Here is an 11849-nt window from a genome sequence, read left to right on the forward strand (position 1 = left end):
AATGGAACGGTCGGACCCAACGCGTGATGCGCCGCGGCAGCCGCTGCGGCTATAATTGCCGTCCTTCACATGCCCTGCGCCATTACCGCACCACATGGTGCGTGCCAGGCGCGGCCAATCCCCCGAAAAGAGCCTGACAAGACCAGACGTGGACAGTCTACTGAAGCAGTTTGCGCAGTCCTCCCAGCTTGGCGCCAATGCCGCCTATATCGAGGACCTGTACGAGCAGTATCTCGTGGACCCCGACGTCGTCGGCGACAAATGGAAGGCCTGGTTCGACGCCTTCAAGGGGCGTGAGGCGGGGGACATCCCCCACTCGGTGGTGATCGACGCGGTCGCCCGCGCCGGCCGCGAGGCCGCCGCCGGCACGCACAGCGTCGCCAGCCCGGTCGACATGGAGGCGCAGCGCAAGCAGGGTTCGGTGCTCAAGCTGATCACCGCGTACCGTTCGCGCGGCCACCTGCGCGCCGAAACCGATCCGCTGGCGATGGCCACCAAGCCGGAAGCACCGGATCTCGAGCTGCCGTTCCACGGCCTGTCCGACGCCGACCTCGACACCGAGTTCGCCACCGGCCCGGGCGGCAACGCCACCAGCACCTTCGGCGGCGCGGCGCGGATGCGCCTGCGCGACCTGCTGGGCATGCTGCGCGCCACCTATACCGGCCCGATCGGCGCCGAGTTCATGCACATCCCGGAAGCCGACCAGCGGCGCTGGATGTACGAGCGCATGGAAACCGCGAGTGGCCGCTTCAACCATGCCGCCGACGAGCAGCGCCGGATCCTCGAGCGCCTGACCGCGGCCGAGGGCCTTGAACGCTACCTGCACACCAAGTACGTCGGCCAGAAGCGCTTCTCGCTGGAAGGCGGCGACTCGCTCATCCCGCTGCTCGACACCGTGATCCAGAACGCCGGGTCCGACGGCGTCAAGGACGTGGTGATCGGCATGGCCCACCGCGGCCGCCTCAACGTGCTGGTCAATACGCTCGGCAAGAGCCCGCGCAAGCTGTTCGACGAGTTCGAAGGCAAGTTCGAGCACCACGACCGCGCGCACGCCGGCGACGTGAAGTACCACATGGGCTTCTCCGCCGACGTGGTCACGCCCGGTGGCCCGGTGCACCTCGCGCTGGCGTTCAATCCTTCGCACCTCGAGATCGTCGACCCGGTAGTCGCCGGCTCGGTGCGCTCGCGCCAGGAGCGCCGTGGCGACACCGCGCGCAAGCAGGTGATGCCCATCCTGATCCACGGCGACGCGGCGTTTGCCGGCCAGGGCGTGGTGATGGAGCTGTTCCAGATGTCGCAGGCGCGCGGTTTCGCCGTCGGCGGCACCCTGCACATCGTCATCAACAACCAGGTCGGCTTCACCACCAGCCACCGCGAGGACGCGCGCTCCACGCTGTACTGCACCGACGTCGCCAAGATGATCGGCGCGCCGGTGCTGCACGTGAACGCCGACGACCCGGAAGCGGTCGCGTTCGCCGCGCGCCTGGCCTACGACTTCCGCCAGCAGTTCAGCAAGGACGTGGTGATCGACCTCGTCTGCTACCGCCGCTGGGGCCACAACGAGGCCGACGAGCCCGCCATCACCCAGCCGGTGATGTACCAGGTGATCCGCAAGCACAAGACCACCCGCGAGCTGTATGCCGCGCGCCTCGAGGCCGAGGGCGTGCTGCCGGCCGACGGCGGCAAGGCGCTGGTGGACGGTTTCCGCGACCGGCTCGATGCCGGCGAAGTCACCACCGAACTGGCACCGGTCGAGAAGACCCCGCCGGGCAGCGCGATGTTCGTCGACTGGGGCAAGTACCTGGCCGGCGCGCTGTCGGACGAGATCAGCACCGCGATCGACGGCGAGCGCCTGCGCACGCTGGCCGCGTCCATCACCACGATCCCGGACGAGGTGGAGCTGCATTCGCGCGTCGCCAAGGTGTACGAAGAGCGCCGCAAGATGGCCGCTGGCGAAGTGCCCGCCGACTGGGGCTTCGCCGAGAACCTCGCCTACGCCACCATCCTCGACGAAGGCTACGGGCTGCGTCTGGTGGGCCAGGACGTCGGCCGCGGCACGTTCACACACCGCCACGCGATCCTCCACGACCAGAAGACCGACGCGTACTACCTGCCGCTGGCCAAGCTGGCCACGTCGCCGGAGCGCGCCAGGATCATCGACTCGCTGCTCAGCGAAGAAGCGGTCATGGCCTACGAGTACGGGTTCTCCACCACCGACCCCAACACCCTGTGCATCTGGGAAGGGCAGTTCGGCGACTTCGCCAACGGCGCGCAGGTGGTGATCGACCAGTTCATCGCCTCCGGCGAAGCCAAGTGGGGCCGCATCACCGGCCTGACCCTGCTGCTGCCGCACGGCTACGAAGGCCAAGGCCCCGAGCACAGCTCGGCGCGCCTGGAGCGCTTCCTGCAGCTGTGCGCGCTCGACAACATGCTGGTCTGCGTGCCGTCCACGCCGGCGCAGGCGTTCCACATGCTGCGCCGCCAGATGCTCATGACCACGCGCAAGCCGCTGGTGGTGATGTCGCCGAAGTCGCTGCTGCGCCACAAGCTCGCGGTGTCGACGCTCGACGAGATGGCGGGCGGCGAGTTCCAGCACCTCATCGGCGATGCCACGGCCAAGCCGGCCAAGACGAAGCGCGTGGTGCTGTGCTCGGGCAAGGTCTACTACGACCTGATCGAGGACCAGGCCAAGCGCGGCCAGGACGATGTCGCCATCGTCCGCGTCGAGCAGCTGTATCCGTTCCCGCGCGTCGCGCTGGGCGCGGAACTGGAAAAGTACGGCAAGGCCACCACCGTGGTCTGGTGCCAGGAAGAGCCGCAGAACCAGGGCGCGTGGTACCAGATCCGCCACCACCTGCAGGCGTGCCTGGCATCCGGCCAGGAGCTGCACTACGCCGGGCGCCCGCGTTCGCCGTCGCCGGCCGCCGGACACTTCGCCGACCACGTGGTCGAGCAGCAGAAGCTGGTCGCCGACGCCCTCATCGAACCCGCCGGCAGCGTTTTCGCAGCCGACTGACCCCCTACACGCCACACGCCAAGACCAGGACGCACCCAGACCATGGCCACCGAAATCAAGGTACCGGTACTCCCCGAATCCGTTTCCGACGCGACCATCGCCACCTGGCACAAGAAGGTGGGCGACGCCGTCGCGCGCGACGAGAACATCGTCGACCTGGAGACCGACAAGGTCGTCCTCGAAGTGCCCTCCACCGTTGACGGCGTGATCAGGGAGCTCAAGTTCGAAGAGGGCGCCACGGTCAACAGCCAGCAGGTGATCGCGATCATCGAGGAAGGCGCTGCCGCCGCGAAGCCCGACGCCGCGCCCGCTGCCGGCGCCGCCAAGGCCGAGCCCGCCGCCGGCGCGCAGGAAGTCATGCCCAAGGCCGCGGCCGCGAAGCTCGAGGCCAAGGCGCCCGCCTCCACGCGTCCCGCGCCGGCCGGTGGCACCGATGCCCTGCCCCCGGGCGCGCGCTTCACCGCGGTCAAGGACGGCATCGATCCGTCGCAGGTCGAAGGCACCGGCCGCCGTGGCGCGGTGACCAAGGAAGACCTGGTCAACTACGCATCGGGCAAGGGTGCGGGTGTCTCCGGCGGCGCGCGCCCCGAGGAGCGCGTGCCGATGACGCGCATCCGCAAGCGCATCGCCGAGCGCCTGATGCAGTCCAAGAACTCCACCGCCATGCTGACCTCGTTCAACGAAGTCAACCTGGGCAAGGTGATGGCCATGCGCAAGGAGCTGGGCGAAGCGTTCCAGAAGCAGTACGGCGTGAAACTCGGCTTCATGAGCTTCTTCGCCAAGGCCGCCGCCAACGCGCTGCAGAAGTACCCGGTGGTCAACGCCTCGGTCGACGGCGACGACATCATCTACCACGGCTACTCCGACATCTCGATCGCGGTGTCGACCGAGAAGGGCCTGGTGACCCCCGTGCTGCGCAACGTCGAGCGCATGGGCTTCGCCGACATCGAACTGCAGATCGGCGATTTCGCCAGGAAGGCGCGCGACGGCAAGCTGTCGCTGGACGACCTGCAGGGCGGCACCTTCACGATCACCAACGGCGGCACCTTCGGTTCGCTGATGTCGACGCCGATCGTCAACCCGCCGCAGTCGGCGATCCTCGGCATGCACGCCATCAAGGAGCGCGCGATCGTCGAGAACGGTGCCGTGGTTGCCGCGCCGATGATGTACATCGCGCTCAGCTACGACCACCGCATCATCGACGGCAAGGAAGCCGTGCTGTTCCTGGTGGACATCAAGGACCAGCTGGAAAACCCGCATCGCATGCTGTTGGGCATGTAAGGAAAAGGAACGGACATGGCTGAACAGTTTGATGTTGTCGTCATCGGTGCGGGCCCCGCCGGCTACCACGCCGCGATCCGCGCCGCGCAGCTCGGCATGAAGGTCGCCTGCATCGACGCCGGGCTGGGCAAGGACGGCAAGCCCGCGCTCGGCGGCACCTGCCTGCGCGTGGGTTGCATCCCGTCGAAGGCGCTGCTGGATTCGTCGCGGCAGTTCCACAACCTGCAGCACATCTTCAGCCAGCACGGCATCACCGCGACCGATCCGAAGATCGACGTCGGCACGATGGTCGGCCGCAAGGACGCCATCGTGAAGCAGTTCACCGGCGGCATCGCGCAGCTGTTCAAGGCCAACAAGGTCGCGCCGTACTACGGCTTCGCCACCCTGCACGCTGATCGCCTGGTCAAGGTGAAGCAGCACGACGGCAGCGAGGTCGAGTTCACCGGCACCAACGTGATCATCGCCGCGGGTTCGGATTCCATCGAACTGCCGTTCGCGAAGTTCGACGGCGACGCGATCGTCGACAACGTCGGCGGCCTGGACTTCGCCGAGGTGCCCAAGCGCCTGGCGGTGATCGGCGCCGGCGTGATTGGCCTGGAGCTTGGCAGCGTGTGGAAGCGCCTCGGCGCCGAAGTCACCATCCTCGAAGCCCTGCCCGACTTCCTCGCAGTTGCCGATGCCGAAGTGTCGAAGCTCGCCGCGCGCGAATTCAAGAAGCAGGGCCTGGACATCAAGCTCGGCGCCAAGGTGTCGAAGGCCGAAGTCACCGCCAAGGGCAAGAAGAAGGAAGTCCAGGTCACCTACGCCGACAAGAACGGCGAGCAGACGATCACCGTCGACAAGCTGCTGGTGGCCGTGGGCCGCCGCGCCGCGTCGAAGGGCCTGCTGGCGGAAGGTTCTGGCGTGAAGCTCACCGACCGCGGCCAGATCGAGGTCGACGAGCATTGCCACACCGGCGTCGACGGCGTCTGGGCCGTGGGCGACTGCGTGCGCGGGCCGATGCTTGCGCACAAGGGCTTCGAGGAAGGCATCGCCGTGGCCGAGCTGATCGCGGGCCTGCCGGGCCATGTCAACTTCGACACCATTCCGTGGGTCATCTACACCGAGCCGGAACTCGCCTGGGTCGGCAAGACCGAGCAGCAGCTCAAGGAAGAAGGCGTCCCGTACAAGGCCGGCAGCTTCCCGTTCGCCGCCAACGGCCGCGCCGTGGCGATGATCGAGCCGGCGGGCTTCGTGAAGGTCCTGGCGCATGCCGAGACCGACCGCGTGCTCGGCATGCACCTGGTCGGCGCGAACGTCTCCGAGCTCGTCCACGAAGGCGTGCTGACGATGGAGTTCAAGGGCTCCGCCGATGACCTGGCGCGCATCTGCCATGCGCACCCGAGTCTGTCCGAAGCGATCCACGACGCGGCCATGGCGGTCGACAAGCGCGCCATCCACAAGGCGAACTGAAACCAGCGGCAGGTGGCCGAGAGCCACCGCGCCGCAGCCAGCTGCAACGCGCGCCGGGCCCTGCCCGGCGTCGTCCTTTCCAGCCCATACAGAAGCAGCGCCCATGAAAAGCCTTTGCGTGTACTGCGGTTCCAACACCGGCGCCAGCCCGGCCTACCTCGCGCAGGCGGTCGCGCTGGGCACGCGCATGGCCCGCGACGGCATCCGCCTGGTGTATGGCGGGGGCAACATCGGCCTGATGGGTGCGGTGGCCGACACGGTCCTCGCCGCCGGCGGCGAGGTGGTGGGCGTGATCCCGAAGCAGCTGGTCGACATGGAAGTGGCGCACCTCGGCCTCACCGAGCTGGAAGTCGTGGCCTCGATGCATGAGCGCAAGTCGCGGATGTTCGACCTGGCGGATGCCTTCGTCGCCCTGCCCGGCGGCTTCGGCACACTGGAAGAGATCGTCGAGATGCTGACCTGGCGCCAGCTCGGGATCAGCGAAAAGCCCTGCGCGATCCTCGACGTCGATGGCTATTACCAGCCGCTGATCGCGATGATGGACCGCATGGTGGCGGAGCGGTTCCTGCACCCCGGCCAGCGCGAGGACCTGTGGACCGGCACCGACATCGACGCGATGTTCGCGTGGATGCACGCCTACCAGCCCGCGCACGCCACCAAGTGGCTGGACGAAAAACGCAGCCGCGAACTGCGCTGAGGACGACAGCATGACGATTCCCGCCCGCTTCGACGCCTTCCGCATCCACAACGACGACGCGGGCTACCGCAGCGGCATCGAGCAGGTCGCCATCGACGACCTGGCCGACGGCGAGATCGTCATCCGTACGGCGTACTCCTCGGTCAACTTCAAGGACGCGCTGGCCGGCACCGGCAAGGGCAAGATCCTGCGCCGCTTCCCGCTGGTCGGCGGCATCGACGTCGCCGGCCACGTGGTCGCCTCCAGCGATGCGGCTTTCAAGGAAGGCGACGCGGTGCTGGTCACCGGCGGTGGCCTGGGCGAGACCCGCGACGGCGGCTACAGCGAGTACGCGCGCATCCAGTCGGCGACGACCATCGCGCTGCCGGCGGGGCTGTCGCTGCGCGACGCGATGGTGCTCGGCACCGCCGGCTTCACTGCGGCGCTGGCGCTGCTGCGCATGAGCGAGAACCGCCAGCATCCGGGCCTCGGCCCGATCGCGGTCACCGGCGCAAGCGGTGGCGTCGGCTCGCTCGCGGTCGACATCTTTTCATCCGCCGGTTACGAAGTGCACGCGGTCAGCGGCAAACCGGAACAGACCGGGTATCTCGAGGCGATCGGCGCGCGCAAGGTGATCGGCCGAGACGCGCTTGCCACCACGCGTCCGCTGGAGTCCGAACGCTTCGGTGGCGGCCTCGACAACGTCGGTGGCAGCATGCTCGCCAGCCTGCTCGCGCAGACCGTGTCGTACGGCAACGTCGCCAGCGCCGGGCTTGCCGCCAGCCACGAGCTGACGGCAACCGTGATGCCCTTCATCCTGCGCGGCGTATCGCTGCTCGGCGTGGCGTCGACCAGCCCCGCGCGCGACATCCGCGAAGAAGTCTGGCGCCGCCTCGCGTCCGACTGGAAGCCGCACCACCTCGACCGCATCTGCACGCGCGAGGTGCGCATGGAGCAGCTGCCCGAGGTGTTCGACGCCATGCTGGCCGGCGGTTCGCACGGGCGCACGCTGGTTGCGTTCTGAGGAACCGGCGCGGGATGGCTTGCAGGTAACACCGCGACGGCTACAATCGCGGGCACACACCGGGGGACAACATGGCGCGCATCCTGATCGTCGACGATTCGCCGTCGCAGCTGATGGGCATCCGTCGCATCGTCGAGAAGCTGGGGCATGAAGCGCTGACCGCCGAGGACGGCGCGGCCGGCTTCGAGGCCGCCAAGCGTGAACTGCCCGACCTCGTGCTGATGGACGTTGTGATGCCGAACCTCAACGGGTTCCAGGCCACGCGTTCGATCACCCGTGAGCCGACAACGCGCCACATCCCGGTGATCCTTGTGACCACCAAGGACCAGGAAACCGACAAGGTCTGGGGCATGCGCCAGGGCGCGCGCGCCTATCTCACCAAGCCGTTTTCCGAGTCCGAGCTGGCCGAGGCGATCACCAGCGTGATCGCGCCCGAGCCCGCGCCGCCCACCGCGGCCTAAGCGCACCACGCGGCGCTATTCGCGCCGCGACTCACTCACCCGCGAACGCATCACGCAGGGCCTCGTAGGCCCGGCGCTGGTCTTCGCCGCGCGGCGCCGGCGCCTGGATCTCGATCTCGACGATCTGGTCGCCATCGCCCTGGCCGCCGCTGCCCGGCAGGCCGCGCCCGCGCAGGCGCAGGCGGCGACCCGCCTCGGAGCCTGCCGGCACCTTCAGCTCCACCGTGCCGCCGAGCGTCGGCACGCTGACGCTGGCACCCAGCGCGGCCTCCCACGGCGCGACCTGCAGGGCATAGATGATGTTGCGGCCATCGACCTCGAAGCGGGGGTCGGTGGCGTATTCGACCTCGAGCAGCAGGTTGCCACCGCGTTCGCCCTGCCCGGCCAGGCGGATCACCTGCCCCGGGCGGATGCCGCGCGGCACCCTCACCTGCAGCGTGCGCCCGCCGACGGAAATACGCATCGCATCGCCGCGGTGCACGACGTCCAGCGGCACCGCCAGCCGCGCGCGGACATCGCCACGCGGCGGCGCCGAATAACCGGGACCGCCGCGCTGCCCCTGGCGCCGGAACATGCTTTCGAAGAAGTCGCTGAAACCGCCGCCACCGCCGCCGCCGCCGAACACCTCTTCGTAGTCGAATCCCTGCCCGCCGCCGCCGCCAAAGCCACCCGGGGGCGCCTGCACCTCGTCGCCGGGGCGGTAGCCGCGCGCGCGCAGCTGGTCGTAGGCCTTGCGGCGCTCCGGGTCGCGCAGCGCCTCGTAGGCCTCGTTGACGGCCTTGAAGCGCGCCTCTGCGTCGCGCTCCTTGCTCACGTCCGGGTGGTACTTGCGCGCCAGCCGCCGGTACGCGGTCTTGAGCTCGGCCTCGCCGGCCGTGGGCTCCACGCCGAGGGTGTCGTAGTAATCCTTGAACTGCATCGCTGCTCCGGGAACGCCAGGCCGCGAGGGGGACACGGCCGGCGGCAGGTTACCAAGATCGGTGTGCGCCGTCGTGGCATCCTGTGCGCATGCGGCAGCGCCGCCGCCATCCCCACAGGAGCACGCACATGTCCATCCAGCCTGGTGACACCATTCCCGAAGTCACCCTCAAGCACATCAACGACGGCGTGCAGACCATCGACACCCCGACCCTGTTCGCGAACAAGAAGGTGGTGCTGTTCGCCGTCCCGGGAGCGTTCACCCCGACCTGCTCCGACCACCACCTGCCCGGTTTCGTGCAGTGCTTCGACCGGTTCCGCGAGCGCGGGATCGAAGTCGCGTGCATGGCGGTGAACGATCCCTTCGTAATGCAGGCCTGGGGCGCAAGCCAGCACGTCCCGGACGGGCTGCGCATGCTCTCCGACGGCAACGGCGACTTCGCGCGCGCGCTCGGCCTGGAGATGGACGCCTCAGCGTTCGGCATGGGCACGCGCAGCAAGCGCTTCGCGCTCTATGCCGAGGACCGCGTGGTCAAGGCGCTGTTCGTCGAGGCACCGGGTGAATTCAAGGTCTCGGCCGCCGAGCACGTGCTCGACGCGATCGGCTGAGCGTCAGCGGCCGACGTCGAACGCCAGGCTCGCCCACGCGCCGCTGTCGGCGAGCGCGGTCAGTTCCTGGCGGCCCGGCACGCCGAACTCGCGCTGCAGCACTTGGCCCGCGCGCGTCTCGCCGATCCAGCGGCCGTTGAGCAGCCACTGCACGCGGCCACCGGCGCCGACCGCGCGCAGCGCAAGGCCTGGCGGACGCGCGGCACCCGGCGGGCGCACCAGCAGCGCTCCGTCATTGACGCCCTCGATGCGCAGCGACGCCACGGCCTCCCGGCCGTCGTCGCGGCAATCCGCGGCCAACGGCGGCAGCCGCGAGCGCGCGCGTTCGGACGCCGTGAGCCATGGCGTGGCCAGCGCCGGCCAGCGTGCCAGCACCTGCGTCTCGCGCCGGTGCGCCTGCGTGCAATCAGCCGACAGGCGCTGCCCGCTTGCGGCATCGATCTCGAAGCGTTCCAGCCCGCCCGCCCACGCGCGCGCTTCGCGTTCCGGGAGCGTCGGCGGCACCGCGCCATCCAGCACCCACGCCTCCAGCTTGCGCTGGCAGGTGGCCTCAGGCTGCGCGCTGGCCGCCGTACCCAGCGGCCAGCACACCGTCTCCCGGCCAACGCCAGGCGGCGGCGACAGACGCGCGCCGTCGCCGGGGCGCCGCGGCAGGCTGTCGATCACCTCGAACATCAGCGGCAACGCGGTGACCGCGCCGTACTGGCCCGGCAGCGGCGTGCCGTCCGGGCGCCCCACCCACACGCCCACCGTGTGCCGGCGCGTGGAGCCCAGCGCCCACGCGTCGCGAAACCCGTAGCTCGTGCCGGTCTTCCATGCCACCCGCGGCCGCTGGCCGGTATCGAACGTGTCCACGCGTTCGCCCGGGCGCGGATTGGCGGCAAGTATCTCGTTGACGATCCACGCCGCACCGGGTGACAGCAGGCGGCGCTCGACCTGCGGCGCATCGGGCACGTAACGCACGCGGCCGGCGATGCCGCCACGTGCCAGCGATGCGTGCGCGCCGACCAGGTCCTCGAGCCGCGCGCCCGTGCCGCCGAGGATCAACGACAGGTTGGGCTGCGCTCCGCGCGGGAACCGCAGCGCGATCCCGGCGTGGTCGAGCCGCGCCGCGAAGCGCGTGGCGCCGACGTGGTCGAGCAGGTCCACCGCCGGCACGTTGAGCGACAGGCGCAGCGCCGTGGCCAGCCCGACCGGGCCGTTGAACGCGGCATCGAAGTTGCCCGGCCGGTAGCCGTCGAACGACTGCGGTGCGTCGAGCAGCAGGCTTTCCGAATGCACGATGCCGTCGTCGAGCGCCATGCCGTACAGGAACGGCTTGAGCGTGGAACCCGGCGAGCGCCACGCCTGCACCATGTCGACGTGGCCCAGCCGCGCCGAGTCTCCGAACGCCGCCGAGCCCACGTAGGCCTGCGCTTCCATGGTGGCGTTGTCGACCACCAGCAGGGCGGCCGACGTGCGCTCGGGCAGGTTGGCGAAATACGCGGTCACGCGCTCTTCCAGCGTGCGCTGCAGGGCGGCGTCGATGGCCGAGGTGATGCGCTCCTCCCCCGGGTTCGCGCTGCGCAGCCGCTGCGCGAGCAGCGCGGCCAGCAATGGCGGGCGCAGCGCGCGCGCGACGACGGGCTCGACCATGGCGTCGTCCACCAGCGCCTGGTCCCAGTGGCCCAGCGCCACCATCCGCGCCAGCACCTTGTCGCGCGCGCGGCGCGCCGCGTCCGGTTCGCGATCCGGGCGCAGCCGCGTGGGCGCCTGCGGCAGCACAGCCAGCAGTGCGGCTTCGGCGTGTGACAGGCGCGCGGCGGGCTTGCCCAGGTAGGCCCAGCTGGCGGCCTCGACGCCCTCGATGGTGCCGCCGAACGGCGCGCGTTCCAGGTACAGCGCAAGGATCTCGCGCTTGGACAGATGCGCTTCGAGCTGCAGTGCGCGCAGCAGTTGCCGCAGCTTGCCGGGCAGCGTGCGCGGGTGCGGGTCGAGGATGCGCGCCACCTGCATGGTCAGGGTGGAGCCGCCCGAGACGATGCGGCGGTTGCCGGCCATCTGCCAGCCGGCGCGCAGCAGCGCCACCGGGTTCACGCCGGGATGCCGCCAGAACCAGCGGTCCTCGTAGGCGAGAAGCGCCTCCAGGTACAGCGGCGAGACCGATTCCGGCGTGGCCGGGTGCCGCCAGATGCCGTCGCCGTCGGCGAAGGCGCGCAGCGGCGTGCCGTCGCGCGCGGTGACCAGCGTGCTGGTGTCGCGCGCGCGTGGCAGCGGCGTCGGGAACAGCTGGTCCAGCAGGAGCAGCGTGAGCAGCAGCGCCACCGTGCCCCAGCGCAGCCACCGCAGCACGCGTCGCCAACCGCGCGCGCGCGCGTCAGCCATGTCCATGCACCGGTGCGCGGACGTCAGGCAGCAGGCACGCGTCCACGC

The 11849-nt window shown here is 69.8% G+C and carries 9 protein-coding genes; 7 read left to right on the top strand and 2 right to left on the bottom strand.

All coding sequences use genetic code 11. The features are described 5' to 3' along the window. Positions 1-148: 148 nt before the first annotated feature. From JGR64_RS07430 to pilH, 6 genes are all read left to right on the top strand, one after another. A complete protein-coding gene (locus JGR64_RS07430) occupies positions 149-3016 on the top strand; it encodes a 2-oxoglutarate dehydrogenase E1 component (RefSeq protein ID WP_199372743.1) in 2868 nt (955 codons plus the stop codon). A 42-nt stretch (positions 3017-3058) separates the two neighbouring features. Continuing rightward, positions 3059-4297 carry a dihydrolipoyllysine-residue succinyltransferase gene (sucB, locus tag JGR64_RS07435; RefSeq protein WP_199372744.1) on the top strand — a complete coding sequence of 413 codons (1239 nt, stop codon included), beginning with the start codon at positions 3059-3061 and terminating at the stop codon, positions 4295-4297. A gap of 15 nt (positions 4298-4312) precedes the next feature. After that, entirely contained in the window at positions 4313-5749 is a 1437-nt protein-coding gene (gene lpdA / locus JGR64_RS07440; protein WP_199372745.1) for a dihydrolipoyl dehydrogenase, read from the top strand. A 103-nt stretch (positions 5750-5852) separates the two neighbouring features. Next, positions 5853-6446, top strand: a complete 594-nt coding sequence (locus tag JGR64_RS07445) for a TIGR00730 family Rossman fold protein (protein ID WP_199372746.1) — start codon at positions 5853-5855, stop codon at positions 6444-6446. A gap of 10 nt (positions 6447-6456) precedes the next feature. Then, on the top strand, positions 6457-7449 hold the full coding sequence (locus JGR64_RS07450) for a YhdH/YhfP family quinone oxidoreductase (protein ID WP_199372747.1): 993 nt from the start codon (positions 6457-6459) through the stop codon (positions 7447-7449). A gap of 71 nt (positions 7450-7520) precedes the next feature. After that, positions 7521-7910, top strand: a complete 390-nt coding sequence (pilH, locus tag JGR64_RS07455) for a twitching motility response regulator PilH (RefSeq protein WP_199372748.1) — start codon at positions 7521-7523, stop codon at positions 7908-7910. Positions 7911-7941: 31 nt separating this feature from the next. Here the strand turns inward: pilH and JGR64_RS07460 are convergent, their stop codons facing one another. Then, positions 7942-8829 carry a DnaJ C-terminal domain-containing protein gene (locus JGR64_RS07460; protein ID WP_199372749.1) on the bottom strand — a complete coding sequence of 296 codons (888 nt, stop codon included), beginning with the start codon at positions 8827-8829 and terminating at the stop codon, positions 7942-7944. Between the two features lie 128 nt (positions 8830-8957). Between JGR64_RS07460 and JGR64_RS07465 the strand changes: the two genes are divergently transcribed. Continuing rightward, a complete protein-coding gene (locus JGR64_RS07465) occupies positions 8958-9437 on the top strand; it encodes a peroxiredoxin (RefSeq protein WP_199372750.1) in 480 nt (159 codons plus the stop codon). A 3-nt stretch (positions 9438-9440) separates the two neighbouring features. Here JGR64_RS07465 and pbpC read toward each other — a convergent pair whose 3' ends face one another. Further along, positions 9441-11801, bottom strand: coding sequence for a penicillin-binding protein 1C (gene pbpC, locus JGR64_RS07470; protein ID WP_233348006.1), 2361 nt, complete (start codon positions 11799-11801; stop codon positions 9441-9443). Between the last annotated feature and the right edge of the window lie 48 nt (positions 11802-11849).

It is taken from the genome of Luteimonas sp. MC1572 (assembly GCF_016615815.1).
Classification (GTDB): Bacteria; Pseudomonadota; Gammaproteobacteria; order Xanthomonadales; family Xanthomonadaceae; genus Luteimonas.

Excerpts from the sequence above, each read along its gene's own strand:
- sucB (WP_199372744.1), top strand. The coding sequence starts at position 3,059 with ATGGCCACCGAAATCAAGGTACCGGTACTCCCCGAATCCGTTTCCGAC.
- lpdA (WP_199372745.1), top strand. The coding sequence starts at position 4,313 with ATGGCTGAACAGTTTGATGTTGTCGTCATCGGTGCGGGCCCCGCCGGC.
- JGR64_RS07445 (WP_199372746.1), top strand. The coding sequence starts at position 5,853 with ATGAAAAGCCTTTGCGTGTACTGCGGTTCCAACACCGGCGCCAGCCCG.
- JGR64_RS07450 (WP_199372747.1), top strand. The coding sequence starts at position 6,457 with ATGACGATTCCCGCCCGCTTCGACGCCTTCCGCATCCACAACGACGAC.
- pilH (WP_199372748.1), top strand. The coding sequence starts at position 7,521 with ATGGCGCGCATCCTGATCGTCGACGATTCGCCGTCGCAGCTGATGGGC.
- JGR64_RS07460 (WP_199372749.1), bottom strand. The coding sequence starts at position 8,829 with ATGCAGTTCAAGGATTACTACGACACCCTCGGCGTGGAGCCCACGGCC.
- JGR64_RS07465 (WP_199372750.1), top strand. The coding sequence starts at position 8,958 with ATGTCCATCCAGCCTGGTGACACCATTCCCGAAGTCACCCTCAAGCAC.
- pbpC (WP_233348006.1), bottom strand. The coding sequence starts at position 11,801 with ATGGCTGACGCGCGCGCGCGCGGTTGGCGACGCGTGCTGCGGTGGCTG.